14 protein-coding genes are annotated in these 17,874 nt (G+C 60.9%); 10 read left to right on the top strand and 4 right to left on the bottom strand.

The annotated features are described in order from the left end of the window. Positions 1-36: 36 nt before the first annotated feature. The 8 genes from PSEEN_RS25575 (at position 37) to hcnC (ending at position 11,596) form a co-directional block, all read left to right on the top strand. Positions 37-3,690 (top strand): alpha/beta fold hydrolase, encoded by a 3,654-nt coding sequence (locus PSEEN_RS25575; protein ID WP_011536488.1) that lies wholly within the window; start codon positions 37-39, stop codon positions 3,688-3,690. After that, on the top strand, positions 3,662-4,663 hold the full coding sequence (locus PSEEN_RS25570) for an acyl-CoA desaturase (RefSeq protein ID WP_044488606.1): 1,002 nt from the start codon (positions 3,662-3,664) through the stop codon (positions 4,661-4,663). Before PSEEN_RS25575 ends, PSEEN_RS25570 begins: the two co-directional genes overlap by 29 nt. Then, entirely contained in the window at positions 4,663-6,591 is a 1,929-nt protein-coding gene (gene asnB, locus PSEEN_RS25565; RefSeq protein ID WP_011536486.1) for an asparagine synthase (glutamine-hydrolyzing), read from the top strand. Before PSEEN_RS25570 ends, asnB begins: the two co-directional genes overlap by 1 nt. 15 nt (positions 6,592-6,606) lie before the next feature. Then, positions 6,607-7,728, top strand: a complete 1,122-nt coding sequence (locus PSEEN_RS25560) for a hypothetical protein (protein WP_011536485.1) — start codon at positions 6,607-6,609, stop codon at positions 7,726-7,728. Positions 7,729-7,743: 15 nt separating this feature from the next. Beyond that, the gene (gene cysC, locus PSEEN_RS25555; RefSeq protein ID WP_011536484.1) at positions 7,744-8,370 is read left to right on the top strand and encodes an adenylyl-sulfate kinase; all 627 of its coding nucleotides are present in this window, start codon (positions 7,744-7,746) and stop codon (positions 8,368-8,370) included. A gap of 267 nt (positions 8,371-8,637) precedes the next feature. Beyond that, positions 8,638-8,952, top strand: coding sequence for a cyanide-forming glycine dehydrogenase subunit HcnA (gene hcnA / locus PSEEN_RS25550; RefSeq protein ID WP_011536483.1), 315 nt, complete (start codon positions 8,638-8,640; stop codon positions 8,950-8,952). Beyond that, positions 8,949-10,343 carry a cyanide-forming glycine dehydrogenase subunit HcnB gene (hcnB, locus tag PSEEN_RS25545; protein ID WP_011536482.1) on the top strand — a complete coding sequence of 465 codons (1,395 nt, stop codon included), beginning with the start codon at positions 8,949-8,951 and terminating at the stop codon, positions 10,341-10,343. The genes hcnA and hcnB overlap by 4 nt, the downstream gene beginning before the upstream one ends. 2 nt (positions 10,344-10,345) lie before the next feature. Beyond that, the gene (hcnC, locus tag PSEEN_RS25540; protein WP_011536481.1) at positions 10,346-11,596 is read left to right on the top strand and encodes a cyanide-forming glycine dehydrogenase subunit HcnC; all 1,251 of its coding nucleotides are present in this window, start codon (positions 10,346-10,348) and stop codon (positions 11,594-11,596) included. Positions 11,597-11,652: 56 nt separating this feature from the next. Here hcnC and lpdA read toward each other — a convergent pair whose 3' ends face one another. Further along, entirely contained in the window at positions 11,653-13,053 is a 1,401-nt protein-coding gene (lpdA, locus tag PSEEN_RS25535) for a dihydrolipoyl dehydrogenase (RefSeq protein WP_044488604.1), read from the bottom strand. A 209-nt stretch (positions 13,054-13,262) separates the two neighbouring features. Between lpdA and cfaB the strand changes: the two genes are divergently transcribed. Then, positions 13,263-14,447 carry a C17 cyclopropane fatty acid synthase CfaB gene (cfaB, locus tag PSEEN_RS25530; protein ID WP_011536479.1) on the top strand — a complete coding sequence of 395 codons (1,185 nt, stop codon included), beginning with the start codon at positions 13,263-13,265 and terminating at the stop codon, positions 14,445-14,447. A gap of 35 nt (positions 14,448-14,482) precedes the next feature. On the opposite strand, the gene cls is transcribed toward cfaB, so the two are convergent. Beyond that, positions 14,483-15,922, bottom strand: coding sequence for a cardiolipin synthase (cls, locus tag PSEEN_RS25525; protein ID WP_011536478.1), 1,440 nt, complete (start codon positions 15,920-15,922; stop codon positions 14,483-14,485). A 130-nt stretch (positions 15,923-16,052) separates the two neighbouring features. Here cls and PSEEN_RS25520 point away from each other — a divergent pair, with 130 nt between their 5' ends. Beyond that, positions 16,053-16,580 (top strand): DUF3617 domain-containing protein, encoded by a 528-nt coding sequence (locus PSEEN_RS25520; protein WP_011536477.1) that lies wholly within the window; start codon positions 16,053-16,055, stop codon positions 16,578-16,580. A gap of 5 nt (positions 16,581-16,585) precedes the next feature. On the opposite strand, the gene folE2 is transcribed toward PSEEN_RS25520, so the two are convergent. After that, positions 16,586-17,467: a GTP cyclohydrolase FolE2 gene (gene folE2, locus PSEEN_RS25515; protein ID WP_011536476.1), complete on the bottom strand. Its 882-nt coding sequence runs from the start codon at positions 17,465-17,467 to the stop codon at positions 16,586-16,588. 25 nt (positions 17,468-17,492) lie between these two features. Beyond that, complete coding sequence (locus PSEEN_RS25510) at positions 17,493-17,870, bottom strand: hypothetical protein (RefSeq protein WP_011536475.1); 378 nt, start codon at positions 17,868-17,870, stop codon at positions 17,493-17,495. Positions 17,871-17,874: the final 4 nt, after the last annotated feature.

The following is a 17,874-nucleotide window of genomic DNA, read 5'->3' as shown; positions in this document are numbered from 1 at the left end:
ATGAGTTCCGATCAATCAACAGTTTCGAGGGGCCGCATGAGCACCATGGATTCGGTGTTGTCCAGTGTTGAAAGTTTTTCCAGACCACAGTTGCTGGAAACGGTGAGGCGTATCCAGCGCAGACTCGCGACAAGCAGTTCTGGCGCCGACGCAGTGACCTTGGGTGATTGTCACGAGATTGTCTGGGAAACACAGGCTGTGGACAGCTACCTACAAGGATGTTCGGTGCCGCGCAACGGAGCGTTGCTGTGCTGGAGTACCTGGGCGGAATTTTCGAGTGCCTTGGCGGTGGATGCACAGCCCACTTATCAGGTTTCTTCGGTGGATGAGGCCTTGGCCCTGCTTGAAGAGGGGCAAGCGCCAGCCTTCACCGCCCTCGTGGTGGACCTGTTTTCACTTGTACATTCAAAAGTGGATCCGGGCGCAGTATTGATGGATCGGCTGAAGGCGGTTGTTGCGATATTGGCTGAGCTCAAGCACGTACTCAGTGCCGCCGATCGAAACGGTGTCGATATTGTCTTGCGCACCGCTGACGCACTTGGGCCCGTCTCTCTATCCGATCCAAGGCCACCCCTGGCTGCAGTTTTCCACGGGTGGGTATTGGGCGCCGCGATCGAGTGTCCGCGTCTGCGCATCACCACCGTTGACATGGACGTATCCGATTTACATGTTTTGCTAGCTCTTTCGGGCGGTGCAGAGCGTCAGTTGGTCTACAGGAACGGGGCCGTTCACTTTCGGATGTTGCGGCCGGTCGCCGAACAATTCCTGGACTCTGGCCATGGGCAATCGTGGGGCAACTGCCTGATCGTGGGAGGGGCTGGCGAAGTCGGCAAGCACTTGAGCGCTGAGCTGACTCGCCAAGGGGCAACCCGTATCTGGCACGTGGGTCGCAGGCCCTCGGCACAGGTCGAGGAGGGCATCACCTATCTCAGTGTTGATGTCCGTGAGCCCGAACAGGTGCTCAGCCTCAAGCTCCACCTGGAACAGCAGGGCGCAAGAATCGAATCGGTCTTTCACCTGGCGGGAACGGTCAAGCAGAGCAGCATCTTCGATGCGAGCGAGGAAGATGACTGGTTGGTGCTGGCGCCCAAGGTGTTGGGTGGCGCAACCCTGCTGGAAATATTCGACGACGTGGCAACAAATCACTACGCCCTTTCCTCCATCACTTCTTTGGTCGGAACGCATGGCGCTGCCAGCTACTGCGCCGCGAACGCATTTCTCGATCACTTGGCTGACCGCTGCAATGGACGGATGCACACGATTAACAGTGGGCCCTTGCTGGGCGTGGGCATGGCTTCGATGTCCGGGTTTTCAGCCAGCTCGGGCTGGGAAGGACTGGGCGTTCATCCACTCGAAGTGGAAGCGTTGGCCGATTGTCTAGGAGCCTTGGCCTCCCGTTCGATTCGTCATTGGCTGCACGCGCGAGTTGATTGGGCGCAGTTGCAGGCACGTCTGGATGGAAAGCTGAGCCAGGCCTTGGTCGGACAGCTCCTGAAGGCGCCGATGCAGCGACCGGAGGTGCGAGGCCTGGCGGTTTCCGAGAGGCTCCTGGCACTGGAAAGTGACGAGGCCAGGGAGCATGCGCTACAGGATTACCTGCTGGGTCTGTTCCGTGCTGCAGCCACTGTCGCCACTGAATCACTCGATGTTAGCGCCAGTATCGAAGCCTGGGGCCTGGACTCCCTGGTACTGATGGAAATCTTGAAGACGGTTCGGATGGATCTCGGATTGATTATCTATCCCCGGGAAATGTACACCCACTCGACCCTGTCGCAATTTGCCCACTACCTGGCCGGGCAGCTCAGGGCAGGCAACGACGAACCTCTTGCGGGCGGCGATAGCAGGCAGCGGCATGAGGATTACCTGAGCCCCCTGGCCGATTTGGCTGGGGTGGTGCAGGACGTTGCGGATCGGGTGCCAGGTGTGGCGTTCATTCTGTCCAGCCCACGGTCCGGCTCCACGTTGCTGCGTGCAATGTTGCAGGGGCATGATCAGGTATTCGCGCCACCCGAGCTGCACCTGCTGGGGTACACCTCGCTTGCGCAATGGCATGAAGCGACGAAGGAAAACTATTTCGACCAGGGGCTGCAGCGCGCCTTGATGGAACTGCATGAGGGCTCGCTCGACGAGGCAGTGTCGCTGCTTGGTCAGTGGGTCGACCAGGATATTGCGGTCGCAGAGGTTTACCGCTTCATGCGCGAACGTTCCGGCTGTGGTTTGCTGGTGGACAAGTCTCCCAGTTATGCCTCCAACCCGAAGGCATTGCTGCAAGCGGAGCTTGCGTTCGACAAACCGCGTTACATCCATCTGGTGCGCAATCCCCTGGCGATGATCGAGTCGTTCAGTCGCATGCGCATGCACAAGTTGTTAGGTCAGCAGGACAACGATGGTATCTCCACGGCCGAACGGATCTGGCTTGAGGGTAACCTCAATCTGGAAGCGTTTTTTGCCCGTCACGTCGAGGCCGAACGGGTATTACGCGTCGACTATGAAACCCTGGTAAGGGACCCCGAGACGACCCTGCGCGGCATTTGTGCATTTCTGGACATCGAGTTCCAGCCATCCATGACCATGCCGTACGGCGTAGGGCGGATGAATGACGGCGTGCGTGAGGGCTCTCTGGCCATCGAGGATCCGAACTTTCTCAAGCGAGACCGCGTGGATGCTTCGCTCGCCGACGCCTGGCGGCACCGTTCACTGGATCGTCCGTTATGGCCCCAGACTGTTGCATTGGCCGGGCGGCTTGGTTACGACGAGGCGTTGCCAGCGTCAGCCAAGCGTGACGAAGCGGCCCGTCAGACGCTGAATGTGCAAGCGGGTGAAGTTTCACTGAGCGTCAGTGCCTGGGGCCGATACGAACACCCGGACTATCTGTGCTTGCATGGGCTGCTGGATCAGGCGACGGTCTGGGATGACATTGCCCAAAACCTGTACGCATCGGGAAGGTCCTGTATTGCTCCGGACATCCGTGGGCATGGCCTGAGCGGGCACGGTTCGCCGCAGCGGTTGCCTGCTTTGCTGGACTACGTCATGGATACCGATGCTGTGCACCGAGCTTCTGGCACACAGCCGCTTGAACTGGTCGCTCACTCGTTCGGGGCGGTCATCGCGGTAGCCTATGCAGCCGCATTCCCTGAAAGGGTGAAGAAGCTCTGGCTCATCGAGCCGGTGCTGCTGGCAGAGAAACGCCATGATCCTCGACTGTTCTATCGTGAGATGGTCCAGTTTCTCGCAGCGCCCCATGAGCATCTGCCGCTGGGGTCATTGCAACAGGCCGCAGAGCGGATTCGTGCGGTCTCTTCCTTCCTTACACAGGACAGGGCCTGTGAACTGGCGGAGCGAATGACCACGGTAGGGGACGATGGTGAGCGGCGCTGGACATGGGATCCCAGGCTTCGATTTCGTGCTGGCCTTGGGCTTGGGCTGGACCGGGATACCTATCTGCAAATACTGCATGCGCTGGAAGTTGATGTGCATATCGTGTTTGGCCGCGATAGCCGGTCCAACCGACGCAAGGACATCGAGTTACAGGCCCAAGGCCTGGACGATGATTGTGTGACCTTTATCGACGGCGGTCACAACCTGCATCTGCAACATCCCGATGAAGTCACCCGAATCATCACTCGCAACCCAGGTATTTCGCCAATACAGGAGGTGCGCGATGACGAGCACTCTGAGACCACAGCCTGATTCCGAAGTGTCGGCTGCCACGAGGACGGCACCGGTACGTGTGACGATCAGCGACCCGACCCTGATTCGACGCCAGCGAATGCTTAGCCTGTTGTTCAATGGCATCCCACTGTGCGGGGCCCTGGCCTGCATCCCCGTTGCGATCTACTGGGGGTTTGATGGGTTCGATCTTGGGCTGTTCGTGTTCATGTACGTCACCAGCTTTTTTGGCATCGAGGGTGCTTACCACCGTTACTTGGCGCACCGTGCGTTCAAGACAGGCCAGCGCACCCGGTTCGTTCTGGCTGTACTGGGTGCCTTTGCGGCCCAGGGACCGGCGGCATTCTGGGTTGCCAATCACCGGCGCCATCATCAGTACACCGATACCGAACTCGATACCCACTCGCCATGGTTTGACGAGAACGGCGCGGTGAGTGGTATCCGCGGCCTTTGGCATGCTCATGTCGGATGGTCGTTCGGTAACCGTTATGTGAATGTTTCGGCGTTTGCCGCCGACCTGCTGCGTGACCCGCTGATCGCTTTCGTCACACGCTATTACCTCGTTTGGGTGCTGCTTGGCCTAGCCATTCCCACGCTCGCTTCGTTCGTTTGGAGTGGCATGTGGGAAGGTGCGTTGAAAGGTTTCCTGTTGGCCGGCTTGGCCAGGATCTGGTTTGTCCAGAACGGTGTGTACATCGTGAATTCGTTTTGCCATCGATTTGGCAGCCGCCCGTTCAGAACCCAGGAAAAGAGCACCAACCTCGCCTGGCTGGCCCTGCCTACACTCGGTGCCGCCTGGCACAACAATCATCATGCATTTCCTGCTTCGGCCACGACGCAGGTGGAGTGGTGGCAGTTGGACCTGACGGGTTCGATCATCAGGGCACTGGGCGTCATCGGCCTTGCATGGGAGATCAGGACGACCGGACAAGCGTTCATCGACAGCAAACGACAGTCAACGGACAACACCTCTGTGGTGAGTGAGGAACACTAATGTGCGGCATCATCGGCGTCATCAAGGCTTCGACCATCGAGCAACGGCAGTTGCAGCAAGCGATCAAGGTACTCGGGCACCGTGGCCCAGACGGCTCAGGCAGCTGGATCGCACCTGATGGCAAGGTGGCCCTCGGACATGCTCGGTTGAGCCTGGTCGATCTCGAACATGGACAACAGCCATTGCACGCGGCCTCGCAGGACGTGGTGGCCGTCGTTAATGGTGAGATCTATGGGCACCGCGAACTACGTGGGCTGCTGGCGGGCAAGGGGTATCAATTCAAGACCGCCTCCGACAGTGAAGTGCTCCTGGCGTTGTACCTGGAGCAAGGAACCGCCTGTCTGCAATCCCTCCGAGGTGAGTTCGCCTTCATTATCTGGGATGGTCGTAAACAGCAGCTGTTCGCCGGCAGGGACCGCTTTGGGGTCAAGCCACTCTTTTACCATCAGGACGGGGATGACCTGTACCTGGCATCCGAGATCAAGGCTCTGCTGGCCCTGGGTGTCGAGCCGCGCTGGGATGTGCAGAGCGTCTATGACTTTGATGCCGGGATCCTGCACAACGACCGCAGTTTCTTCCGTGGAGTCAAGCAACTGCCACCGGGGCACTTCCTGCTGGCAAGCACAGGGCATGTGCGAACCGTTGGCTATTGGGACACCACCTTTGCCACGCAGGCAACACTTGCGCAGGACAAGCGCAGCCCGCAGGACTATGTGGAACCGTTCAAGGCGCTGTTCGCCGATGCGGTCAGGCTACGTCTGGATGCCGATGTGCCAGTGGGTTGCTACCTCAGCGGAGGTCTGGACTCCTGCAGCATATTGGGCATGGCCAACGCGCTGGCTGGGAAACCCCTGGATGCCTTTACCATCTCCTTCAACGACGGACTCTATGACGAGTTCGACATGGCTCGGGAAATGGCGGACTTCACAGGGTCGCGGCTACACCGCGTCGATGTGAGCGATGCCGATCTCGCGACTCATTTTGACCAGGCGGTCTGGCATGCGGAGTCCCTGTTTATCAACCCGCACGGCGTCGCCAAGTTCCTGCTATCGAAGGCCGTCAGGGCGCAGGGGTTGAAAGCCGTGCTCACCGGCGAAGGGGCCGACGAAATTCTCGCGGGATACCCGATCTTCCGCCAGGACCTGCTGATGTCTCAGGCTGGCGAAATGGATCGTGAGGAACTGGAGCGCAAGTTGGACGCGCTCAAACTTGCCAACAAGACCTCCATCGGCCTGTTGTTGTCGGAGGAATCGGGAAGCGAGCATGCGTTTATCCGGTCCTTGCTCGGTTATGTGCCAGCTCAACTGGCAGGCAGTATTCGCCGCTTCAAGCTGTACTCGTCATTCTACCGACCTGAGTTCCTCTCGATGATGCAGGGCCGGGACAGCATCGCTGCCTTCCTCGATGGGCTCGATGTTTCGCGTCAGCTCAAGGGGCGTGACGAGGTCAATCAATCGCTTTACTTGTGGAACAAGACGTCGTTTCCCAACTACATGCTCAGCGTGTTGGGTGATCGAATGGAAATGGCCCACTCCATTGAAGGGCGCCCTCCGTTCCTGGATCACGCATTGGCCGAGTTCTGCGCGGGCATTCCAGTCAGCCAGAAAATCCACCTCGAGCGTGAAAAACACCTACTCAGGTCTTCGGTACGTGAGCTGATTCCGCAGAGCATCTTCGATCGTCAGAAACAGCCGTTCATGGCTCCGGCCATATCCCGGGCCAGCCATGGTGCCTTGCAGGCATTCGTCTGTGACATGCTCAACAGCAGTACCGCTCAGGACCTGCCGTTTTATGACAACCGCAAGCTGCTGGCGCTGATCAACAACATCCCGAACTTGCCCGCCAACGTGCAAGCGGGCGCAGATGCACTGCTCATTCAGGTGGCCAGCGCTTGTTCCCTGCAAAAGCAGTTCAATTTGACACTCTGATTTCAGGAGCAGGGAATGCTTGAGATCGAAAAATTGCTGGCCCGGTATGATCAGATGGGGCCTCACCGTACAGGTGCCGAGCAGGATAAAGCGGTAGCACAATGGTTTGTCGATGCGTTGACCGGCTTGGGCCTGGAGATCGTTAGCCGACCATTTTCATTGGACGTCATCACAGATCACTGCTGCCAGCTACAGATTGGTACCGAGCAGTTTGAACTCATGCCTTGTCATGACTCTCTGCTCCCGGAGCGGTTGGAACTGCAGGCGGAGATCGACACGCGGACCACCGAGGGCATTCAGGTCGTTCAAAGTTCGACCATGGGTTATACACAGCTCACCGAGATACGCGAAAACAGCCGTGCAGCAGCGATGATCGTCATCACCATGGGGTCGCGCCCCGGCCTCACGCCCCCTAATGCCGAGCACTTTGAAGCCCCCTTGCAAGTGCCTACGTTTTTCGTCTCGGGCGAGCAACGGGCGCGCTTGCTGGCGTTGGCCGAGCAAAACTTGGCAGCAACCTTGCACTCCCGGGTCATTCGTCAGCCCCGTCGCTCAAGCAATATCGTTGCGATAAAGCAGGGTGCAAGGGGCGATCTTGCCCCCATCATCGTATTCACTCCTCGTACAGGCTGGTGGCATTGTGCGTCCGAACGGGGCGGTGGGCTGGCAGCGATGGTCAGCCTTGCCTCAGCCCTTCGGGACACCGATGTGCAGCGAACGGTGATTCTTGCAGTCAGCAGCGGGCATGAGCTTGGTTATCTCGGAATGAAGCAGCTGGTTCGGGAGGTCTTGCCCAAAGATGCGCACCTCTGGGTGCACTTGGGGGCGAACTTTTCCGCGCGGCATGACCCGCTGTTTTTCATGCAAGCGTCAAACGCAATGATCGAACAGACGTTCCTGCACGCCCTGAATGCCAAGGGTATCGAACCCGACATCATTGCGCCGCGAGGCGGTGCCCTTTCGGGTGAGGGTGAGCAGATCCCACGACAAGCGAACTACCTGTCGCTGCAAGGTGGAAATGCGTTGTTCCACCATCCCGATGACCGTTTCCCAGATGCGGTGGATATGCCGAAGCTTGCAGGTATCTGCCAGGCGCTTGAGCGTTTCATCCTTGAACAGGCAACAGCACAACAATAAAAGGAAGCTTGAAATATGAAGGATCTGCATTGGCATGGTCATGCCACCAGCCGGTTGGCAAGAGTCGAAATGAATGGACATCGCCCCTGCACTATCTGGTTCACCGGGCTCAGTGGAAGTGGCAAGTCGACCATTGCCAACGCCTTGGATGGCTGGCTGCACCGGCGCGGCTGCCATACCTATGTGCTGGACGGAGATAACGTGCGTCAAGGGCTGAACAAAGACCTGGGCTTTAGCGAGCAAGATCGCGTGGAAAATATCCGCCGAGTTGGCGAGGTGGCCAAGTTGTTCAACGATGCAGGGCTGATTGTGTCCTGTGCATTTATATCGCCGTACGAGAAGGATCGTCATCTGGTTCGCCAACTGCTCAATGAAGATGAATACGTTGAAGTGTTTCTCAGCACGTCGCTCGCCGACTGTGAGCGACGTGATCCGAAGGGGCTCTATCGCAAGGCTCGGGCTGGGGAACTTGCGAATTTCACTGGCATAGATTCACCTTATGAGCCCCCCGTTCGACCCAATCTGGCGTTCGATACCAGCACGCACACTGTGAACGAGGTGGTGGGCGCTATTTTCGATTACCTGGTGGCTAAAGGCATCGTTCGGCAACACGGTGCTGTTGGCCGCGCCTCAGTTGGCTAGTGATCTTAACGGTTGCTGCAATCGGGCGGTGCGCAGCTGGGTCGATTTATATCGCTTGCAAACCGGTGGGCGCAGTTCGATGTCGGTTCACTTGCGGCGCTCTTATCGACCAAGCCCAACCTTCAAATATTCCATTTAATCCGTGATCCATGTTGCAGTTCGTCATCTGAGGAAAATCCCTACGTCTGGCATCTGGCATGGATCAATGTTTTCACACTGCGTTTCACCTAACGTCGCCGTCTCACGAGCAACCAAGGACGACAAGAAATGCAGATTCTGGAACGAAAGTACGATATTCAGCCGCTGGACGACGCCGAGATGACCCTGCTGGTCAACGGTCTGCCCACCGTGGCGAGCGCGGGTGAAACTGTCCTCAGTGTGCTCAACGCGGTCGGCCTGCGGCAGTTGGCAATCAATGACCATGGGCAGCTCAGTGGTGCGTATTGCGGCATGGGCGTCTGCCACTGCTGCCTGGTGCAGATCGATGGCCGGCCCAAGCGGCGCGCCTGTCAGACGGTGGTGAGGCCCGGCATGCGCGTGGAGACCGAGGTCAATCGCGTGCAAGAGGAGGGCCGACCATGAGCCTGCGTCCTGTGATCGTCGGTGGTGGCTCGGCCGGCATGGGGGCGGCCATCGAGCTGGCCGAGCATGGTGTCGATTGCCTGTTGTTCGATGAAGCTTCGCGCCCCGGTGGGGTGGTGTATCGCGGGCCATTGCGCGCGGGCGTCGACCTGGGCTACCTGGGGCCACGCTACACCAAGGCACTGAACAAGCTGCACGAGGATTTCGCCGCCAGCGCCCAACACATCGACCTGCGCCTGAACCACCGGGTGGTGGGTGGGGATGATCAGCGCTTGATGGTGCTGGACGGTGACGAGCAACTGCACGAGATCGACTATTCCCACCTGTTGCTGGCCGCCGGCTGTCATGAACGCAATGTGCCGTTCCCGGGCTGGACGCTACCGGGTGTCATCCTGCTGGGTGGGCTGCAGCTGCAGATCAAGAGCGGCGTGGTCAAACCTCTGGGCAGCACCCTGATTGCCGGTACCGGGCCGCTGCTGCCGCTGGTGGCTTGTCAGCTGCACGCCGCTGGCGCCAAGGTCGCTGGCGTGTACGAAGCCTGCTCGTTCAACCGTATCGCCAAGGAAAGCCTGGCACTGATGAACAAGCCGCAGCTGTTCCTCGATGGCCTGAGCATGCTCGCCTACATGAAGCTCAACGGTATCCCCATGCACTACGGCTGGGGTGTGGTTGGCGCCACCGGGGAAGGGGAGTTGCGCGAAGTCAGCGTCGCGCCCTACACCCAGGACTGGAAGCCGGACATGACCCGCGTCCAGCGCGAGTCGGTGCAGACGCTGGCCGTGGGCTACGGTTTCATCCCGCGCACCCAGCTCAGCCAGCAGTTGGGGCTGGCGCATGGGTTCAGCGAGGACGGCTACCTGCGTGCCGAGTGCAACGTCTGGCAGCAGAGCAGCCGACCCAATGTGCACCTGGCCGGCGACATGGCCGGTATTCGTGGCGGTGAGGCAGCCATGCTGACCGGGCGCATCGCCGCGGTGTCGATGCTCCAGCAGATGGGCAAGCTCGATGCAGAGAATGCCATCGAACGGCGTGAGCAGTACCTGGGCAAGCTGGCGGCGATCAAGCGTTTCCGTTCTGGCGTGGAGCGCTACACCGCGCGTGGTGCCGCGCAGATCGACCTGCCCCAGGCCGACACCGTGATCTGCCGCTGCGAGCACGTGACCCGTGACCAGATCGACCTGGCCCTGGAGCAGGGCGTGCAGGACATGGCCAGCCTGAAGATGCGCACCCGGGTGAGCATGGGCGACTGCCAGGGGCGCATGTGCGTCGGCTATTGCAGCGATCGCCTGCGCAGCGCCACTGGGCGCAAGGACGTGGGCTGGCTGCGGCCGCGCTTCCCGGTAGACCCGATTCCGTTTTCCGCATTCGAACAACTGGCCACGGAGGCCTGAGCATGAACAAGCATTACGACATCATCATCGCGGGCGGCGGGGTGATCGGCGCCTCCTGTGCCTACCAGTTGTCCAAGCGCGGCAACCTGAAGATCGCGCTGATCGACTGCAAGCGCCCGGGCAACGCCACCCGTGCCTCGGCGGGCGGGTTGTGGGCCATCGGTGAATCGGTGGGGCTGGGCTGCGGGGTGATTTTCTTCCGCATGATGTCTACGCGCAGCAAGCGCGAAGCCCACGGCGCGGCGGTGGCGGTGGATTCCAGTACGCCGCATATCCTGCCGCAGTGCTTCTTCGATTTCGCCCTGCAGTCCAATGCGATTTATCCACAGCTGCACCAGGAACTGATCGAGCGCCACGGCATGGACTTCAAGTTCGAGCGCACCGGGCTCAAATACATCATCCAGGATGAAGAGGACCAGCTGTACGCCGAGCACATCGTCAAGCAGATCCCCCACCTGGCTGATCAGGTGCGCTGGTTGGATCGCGATGCGTTGCGCACGTCGGAGCCAGCGGTGACGTTGAAGGCCACCGGTGCGCTGGAGTTCTTGTGCGATCACCAGGTCAGCCCGTTCCGCCTGGGCGATGCGTTCATGGAAGCGGCGCGGCAGAACGGCGTCGACCTGTACCCCAACGTGAACATCACGGGCGTGCTGCATGAGGGCTCGCGGATCAAAGGCGTGCGCACCGCCGAAGCCGGTGAGTTCCACTGCGGCACATTGATCAACGCTGCTGGCGCCTGGGCGGCCGAACTCAGTGAGTGGGCGACGGGGGAGAGCATTCCGGTCAAGCCGGTGAAGGGCCAGATCGTCCTGACCGAGCGCCTGCCCAAGCTGCTCGATGGCTGCCTGACCACCAGTGATTGCTACATGGCGCAGAAGGACAACGGCGAGATCCTGATCGGCAGCACGACCGAAGAGAAGGGCTTCGATGTCAGCAACACCTTCCCGGAGATCAATGGGTTGGTGCAGGGGGCGATACGCTGCGTGCCGCAGCTGGCGCAGGTCAACCTCAAGCGTACCTGGGCCGGGCTGCGCCCGGGGTCGCCGGATGAGCTGCCGATACTCGGGCCTGTGGATAATGTGCAGGGCTATTTCAATGCCTGTGGACACTTCCGTACCGGGATTCTTACGTCGGCCATTACCGGGGTGCTGTTGGACAGGGTTGTCCACAATGAGGCGTTGCCGCTGGATATCACGCCGTTCCTGGCCTCACGGTTTCGGGAGGGGGTGGACAAGAAGCTGGTGCATGGCTGAAGACGGTTCGCCGGCAAGCCGGCTCCTACGGGGGAGCGAGCTTGCCGGCGGATCAATCAGATCTGCATTGCCTTGCCATCCACATTCATCGCCGCCTGGCGCAGGGCCTCGGAACGCGTCGGGTGAGGGTGGCAGATAAGGGCGATGTCTTCAGCGGAGGCGGCGAACTCCATCGCCACGCAGAACTCGCCGATCATCTCGCTCACACTCGGGCCGACCAGGTGCACACCCAGCACCTCGTCGGTGTTGGCGTCGGCGATGACCTTGGCGAAGCCTTCGGTCTCGTGGTTGATCTTGGCGCGGCTGTTGGCGGTGAAGGGGAACTTGCCGACCTTGTAGGCGCGGCCCTCGGCCTTGAGCTGTTCTTCGGTCTTGCCGACCGTGGCCAGTTCCGGGCGGGTATAGATGACGCCCGGGATCAGGTTGTAGTTGACCTCGTGGGGCTTGCCGGCGATGCGCTCGATGCAGGCAACCGCTTCGTCCTCGGCCTTGTGCGCCAGCATGGGGCCTGAGGTGACGTCACCGATCACCCAGATGCCGGGCACCGAGCTGCGGTGGTGATCGTTGGCGAGCATGCCGCGCTTGTCGGTTTCCAGCCCCACGCTCTCCAGGTTCAGGCCTTGGGTGTACGGGCGCCGGCCGATGGCCACCAGCACGTAGTCGGCCTGCAGGGTTTCGGCAGTGCCACCGGCGGCGGGCTCCAGGGTCAGGCTGACACCGTCGGCCGAGGCCTTGGCCTGGGTCACCTTGCTGCCGAGCTTGAAGGTCATGCCCTGCTTGGCCAACGCCTTCTGCAGCGTCTTCGCCGTCTCGTTGTCGGTGCCTGGGCAGATGCGGTCCAGGTACTCGATCACGGTCACTTCGGCACCCAGGCGACGCCATACCGAACCTAGCTCCAGGCCGATCACGCCAGCACCGATCACCACCAGGTGCTTGGGCACCTGGGGCAGGGCGAGTGCGCCGGTGGAGTCGATGATGCGCTGGTTGTCGATGGCAACGCCGGGCAGCGGCGTGGGTTCGGAGCCGGTGGCGATGACGATGTCCTTGGCCTGCAGGATAGTCTCGCTGCCGTCCTCGGCCTTGACGATCACCTTGCCAACGCCGTCCAGGCGGCCCCAGCCCTTGACCCAGTCGACCTTGTTCTTGCGGAACAGGTACTCGATGCCCTTGGTCAGGCCGGTCACGCTCTCGTCTTTTTGCCTCATCATCTGGGCCAGGTTCAGGGTCGGCTTGACCTCGATACCCAGGTGCGCGAATTCCTCGCCACTGGCCGCTTCGAACAGCTCGGAGGCGTGCAGCAGTGCCTTGGAGGGCATGCAGCCCACGTTCAGGCAGGTGCCGCCGAGGGTCGAACGGCCTTCGACACAGGCCACGCTCAGGCCCAGCTGGCCGGCACGGATGGCTGCGTTGTAGCCGCCGGGGCCGCCGCCGATGATCACCACGTCATAGGATTTCATGGGTTCTACTCCAGAGTGAGGAAGCGAAGAGGGGCACAAGGTTAGTCCGAGCGCGAAAGATTGTATACAATCTGTTGGTTTCGCCGCGCCAGATAGTTCTAGACCATGGTCGCGATTAACGGAAACTTCGCACGAATGAACTACCCTGATCCGGTGACGTCCGTAATGTAAGGCGTGGCGTCCCGAATCAAAGATAGGGAGGGTCATGAATGCTTGCGCAACTTCCACCCGCGTTGCAGAGCCTGCACTTGCCTTTGCGCGTCAAGTTGTGGGACGGCAACCACTTCGATCTCGGGCCCAGCCCGCAGGTCACCATCCTGGTCAAGGAACCCCAACTGATCGCCCAGCTCACTCACCCGAGCCTGGCTGAGCTGGGTGCAGCCTTCGTCGAGGGCAAGCTGGAGTTGGAGGGCGATATCGGTGAGGTCATCCGCGTCTGTGACGAGCTCAGTGAAGCGCTGCTCAAGGGTGAAGACGAACCCCAGGCCGTGCGTACCGCGCACGACAAGCGCACCGACGCCGAAGCCATCTCCTATCACTATGACCTCTCCAATGAGTTCTATCAGCTGTGGCTGGATCCAGACATGGCCTACTCCTGCGCCTACTTCAAGGAGCCGGACAACACCCTGGCCCAGGCCCAGCAGGACAAGTTCGATCTCCTGTGCCGCAAGCTGCGCTTGCAGGCTGGGGAGTACCTGCTCGATGTCGGTTGCGGCTGGGGTGGGCTGGCGCGTTTCGCCGCCCGTGAATACGGCGCCAGGGTGTTCGGTATCACCCTGAGCAAGGAGCAATTGCAATTGGCCCGTGAACGGGTCAAGGAAGAGGGGCTGGACGACAAGGTCGATCTGCGGATTCTCGACTACCGCGACCTGCCCGAGGATGGCCGTTTCGACAAGGTGGTCAGTGTAGGCATGTTCGAGCATGTCGGCCACGCCAACCTGGAGCTGTATTGCCGGAAATTGTTCAGCGCGGTGCGCGAGGGCGGCCTGGTAATGAACCACGGGATCACCGCCAAGCATGTGGACGGCCGCCCGGTCGGGCGTGGTGCGGGTGAGTTCATCGACCGCTATGTCTTCCCCCACGGCGAGCTGCCACACATCTCGATGATCAGCGCCAGCATTGGTGAGGTGGGCCTGGAAGTGGTCGATGTGGAGAGCTTGCGCCTGCACTATGCCAAGACCCTCAACCATTGGAGCGAGAACCTGGAGAACCAGCTGCACCGTGCGGCAGCGCTGGTGCCCGAGCAGGCCCTGCGTATCTGGCGCCTGTACCTGGCCGGCTGTGCCTACGCGTTCTCCAAGGGTTGGATCAACCTGCACCAGATTCTCGCCGTGAAACCCTACGCGGACGGTCACCATGAACTGCCATGGACGCGTGAGGATCTCTACCGCTGAGACCACAAGGGCCTGCTTCAAGCAGGCCCTTGTCGTTAGAGGATCGGTGAAATCAATCGCGCGATGCGCATCCCCAACTGTTGAAGGCGGTGGGTGTCACGGCTGTCCTCGGCTGTGATCTCCCGGGCCTGGTCGAAGTCGCTCTGCAGCATTTGTTCCACCTGGTCCGCGAAGGCGCGATCCACGGTCAGCAGGGTGATCTCGAAATTCAGGCGGAAGGAGCGGTTGTCCAGGTTGGCGCTGCCGATGGCGCTGACCTCATCGTCCACCAGTACCACCTTCTGGTGTAGGAACCCCGGCTGGTAACGGAACATGCGCACCCCTGCACGTACCGCTTCGAAGGCGAACAGGCTGGAGGCGGCATAGACGATGCGATGGTCCGGGCGCGACGGGATCAGCACGCGAACATCCACCCCGCGCAATACAGCCAGGCGCAGGGCCGCGAAAATCGCTTCGTCGGGTATGAAGTAGGGGCTGGTGATCCACACGCGGCGGGTGGCCGAGTGGATGGCCTCCAGGAAGAACAGCGCACAGGTTTCCTGCGGGTCCGCCGGGCCACTGGCCAGGGCCTGACAGAGTACGCCGTTCTCGGGGTAGGTGTCTGGCAGGATCAACGGTGGCAGTTGGCGTGTGGCCCAGTACCAGTCCTCGGCGAACGACTCCTGCAGGCAGGCCAGTACCGGGCCGGCGATCTGCACATGGGTGTCGCGCCAGGGCGACAGATGGGGATTGGCGCCGAGGTACTCGTCCCCCACGTTGTGCCCACCCAGGAAGCCGCGCAAGCCATCCACCACGACGATCTTGCGGTGGTTGCGGAAGTTGACCTGGAAGCGGTTGAACCAGCCGCGGCGAGTGGCAAACGCCTGGATCTGCACACCGCCGTCCCGCAGCACCTGGCTGTAGCTGCCTGGCAAGGCGTGGCTGCCGACCCGGTCATAGAGCACGAATACCTGTACCCCTTCGGCGGCCTTTCGTAACAGCAACCGTTGCAACTGCTTGCCCAGGGTATCGTCGTGAATGATGAAGAATTGCACCAGCACCGTGTTCCGGGCTGCTTCGATGGCAGCGAAGATCGCCTTGAAAGTGGCTTCGCCGTCGATCAGCAGCTTGACTTCATTGTTGGCCAGGCAAGGCATGCGCCCGAGTTTGGGCATCGCCCGCAGGGCCGCATAGCTGTCGGATTCGCGCGCGGTCAACGCCTCTTCGACCCAGGGTCGCCAGTTGAGGTTGGCCATGGCCACATGCATTTCCTGGTTGGCCTGGCGACGCGCCTGGATGTAGGCGTAGAACGAGCGGGCACCGAAGATCAGGTAGGGGATGAGGGTGAAGTAGGGGATGAACAGCAATGACAAGGCCCAGGCGATTGCGCCTTGAGCGGTGCGCACGGTGAACACCGCATGCAGTGCGGCGATGATGCCGAGCAGATGAATCAGGCCGATCAAGTAACCGAAGAAGTAGGGGCTGTGGTAATCCATACGCATCCTGCTTGCCAATCACACTGCTGCCTAACAGACCACGTTCGTGGGGGGGGCTGCAACCTGTGGGGGAAAATGACGTCTAACGGCACAGTCCGGCCGGAGCCGGTATTTCGAGGAGCCTAGATCCATGAAGATTCGCCTGCCACTGCTTGCCCTGGTCCTGGGGCTGGGCAGCCCGTTGGTCCAAGCGCAGATGTTGCAACCCGGCTTGTGGGAGCTGACCACCAGCAACATGCAGGTCGATGGCAAACCATTGCCGGACATGGCCTTCATGCTGGGCCAACTGAAGAACCTGCCGCCCGAACAGCGGGCGATGATGGAGGGGGCGCTGGCCAAGCAAGGCATCAGCGTGGGTGGCAAGGGCGTGCGTTCGTGCCTGACGCCGGAACAGGTCCGTACCAATGACATCCCATTGCAGGATCCGCAGTCCGGGTGCACCCAGAAGATCACCGAGCGCAATGGCAACGTCTGGAAGTTCCAGTTCAGCTGCCCGAAGGCCCAGGGGCAAGGCCAGGCCACGTTCCTCAGCGACCGGGAGTTCCTGACCAAGGTCAACGGCACCTTCAATGCGTCCGGGGTTCAGCAGGCTGGCAGTATGGACACCCGCGCGGTATGGCTGGGCAACGACTGTGGAACGGTGAAGCCACGCAGCTGATCGCCCTACCTCTGGAACCGACTCACCGCCACCGCGTCGTGGGCATGCAGGCTTTCTGCATGTTCCACGCGCACCGTGAACCCCGCCACCCAATCGAGCTGGCGCAAGGCCAGGTTAAGGCGCCGGGCGGCATCTTCGCAGAACATCAGGTTCTGGCCGTTGGCCAAGGCGAAGGCCTGTTCGTCGGCACGTTTCACGGCAGTCTGGACCGCCGTGCCCAAGGCCGCTTCGGCCTTGTCGATCAGTACGGTAACCGGCAGTTCATCCCCCACCAGGCGGACCTGTAGCTTCGCCATGCTGCGCTGGCTATGGGGTGTGGCAACGATCCCGCTGCTGCTGCCAAGCCATGCCCTCACGCCTTGTCGGTCCACCGCCTGCCCCGTGAAGTCCTGGTCGAAACGCTCCTGGATCAGTTGCCTGGCGAGCGCCGCCGAACACGGGCAGGTCGATGAATAGGGAATCTCCACGGATAGTTCCACGTGGAACATTTCAGCTTTCAACCGTGCATCGATAGCCACCGGGTAGTGCTTCCATCCCGCCAGCGGGCTGACCAGCGCAGGGCGCTTGAGCAGGTGATCGAACTGCAGACGGAGGTGGGCGCTTGCTGAAAGGCCTTCGTGGCTGAACAGAAACTGCTCGAGTACCTGGTGGATGAGCCGTGGGGTGAGCGTGTCTCGCTCCAGTGCTTCCAGCGCCAGGTACAGCCGCGACATATGAATGCCACGCGATGCACCGTCGTCGAGGCTCACCCCTGCATCGGCAAGCGCGCTCAGTTGGCGCCCCTCGAACTGCACCGGCATGGCGATGCCGCACATGCCTACCCAGTCCAGCGGCAACGGCTGCTGGGCGCTCTGAGCGGCGATGTCGGGAAGGGTGAGGCTGGTCATGGCGAGATCCTGGAGTTTGGGGTGTTCAACGGCAGCCACCGATCAGGCTGCAATGCAGATCGAAGCGTTGGCCGCTGGAGCTTGAAACACGGTTGAGGGTCGTCCAGCCAACGCGCCGGCTGTAGCCGACCCAGGCTTCGCCGTCGCTGGCCAGGCCGGTGAAGAAGGTCAATGGGCCATAGCGGCTATTGGTTTGTGCCCACAGCCGTTTGCCCACCACTTCGTAGCCGCGCAGGTAGAAGGTGCTGCCTTCGGTGCGGACGCTGTAGTAATTGCCCTGTTTGTCCTGGCAGGCGAGCAAGGTGGCACTGCGGGTGCACAGGGCAAGATCCGTGTGGGGCATGGCAAACAACGGTGCCGGCAGGGTGGCCAGCAGCAACGCAGCGATGCCGAGTGATTTCATGTGC

Origin of the sequence: Pseudomonas entomophila L48, assembly GCF_000026105.1 — a bacterium.
GTDB classification, from domain to species: Bacteria; Pseudomonadota; Gammaproteobacteria; order Pseudomonadales; family Pseudomonadaceae; genus Aquipseudomonas; species Aquipseudomonas entomophila.
This window is presented reverse-complemented; position numbering and strand designations above follow the sequence as displayed.

Coding starts and splice junctions, on each gene's coding strand:
- PSEEN_RS25575 (WP_011536488.1), top strand. CDS start 37: ATGAGCACCATGGATTCGGTGTTGTCCAGTGTTGAAAGTTTTTCCAGA.
- PSEEN_RS25570 (WP_044488606.1), top strand. CDS start 3,662: ATGACGAGCACTCTGAGACCACAGCCTGATTCCGAAGTGTCGGCTGCC.
- asnB (WP_011536486.1), top strand. CDS start 4,663: ATGTGCGGCATCATCGGCGTCATCAAGGCTTCGACCATCGAGCAACGG.
- PSEEN_RS25560 (WP_011536485.1), top strand. CDS start 6,607: ATGCTTGAGATCGAAAAATTGCTGGCCCGGTATGATCAGATGGGGCCT.
- cysC (WP_011536484.1), top strand. CDS start 7,744: ATGAAGGATCTGCATTGGCATGGTCATGCCACCAGCCGGTTGGCAAGA.
- hcnA (WP_011536483.1), top strand. CDS start 8,638: ATGCAGATTCTGGAACGAAAGTACGATATTCAGCCGCTGGACGACGCC.
- hcnB (WP_011536482.1), top strand. CDS start 8,949: ATGAGCCTGCGTCCTGTGATCGTCGGTGGTGGCTCGGCCGGCATGGGG.
- hcnC (WP_011536481.1), top strand. CDS start 10,346: ATGAACAAGCATTACGACATCATCATCGCGGGCGGCGGGGTGATCGGC.
- lpdA (WP_044488604.1), bottom strand. CDS start 13,053: ATGAAATCCTATGACGTGGTGATCATCGGCGGCGGCCCCGGCGGCTAC.
- cfaB (WP_011536479.1), top strand. CDS start 13,263: ATGCTTGCGCAACTTCCACCCGCGTTGCAGAGCCTGCACTTGCCTTTG.
- cls (WP_011536478.1), bottom strand. CDS start 15,922: ATGGATTACCACAGCCCCTACTTCTTCGGTTACTTGATCGGCCTGATT.
- PSEEN_RS25520 (WP_011536477.1), top strand. CDS start 16,053: ATGAAGATTCGCCTGCCACTGCTTGCCCTGGTCCTGGGGCTGGGCAGC.
- folE2 (WP_011536476.1), bottom strand. CDS start 17,467: ATGACCAGCCTCACCCTTCCCGACATCGCCGCTCAGAGCGCCCAGCAG.
- PSEEN_RS25510 (WP_011536475.1), bottom strand. CDS start 17,870: ATGAAATCACTCGGCATCGCTGCGTTGCTGCTGGCCACCCTGCCGGCA.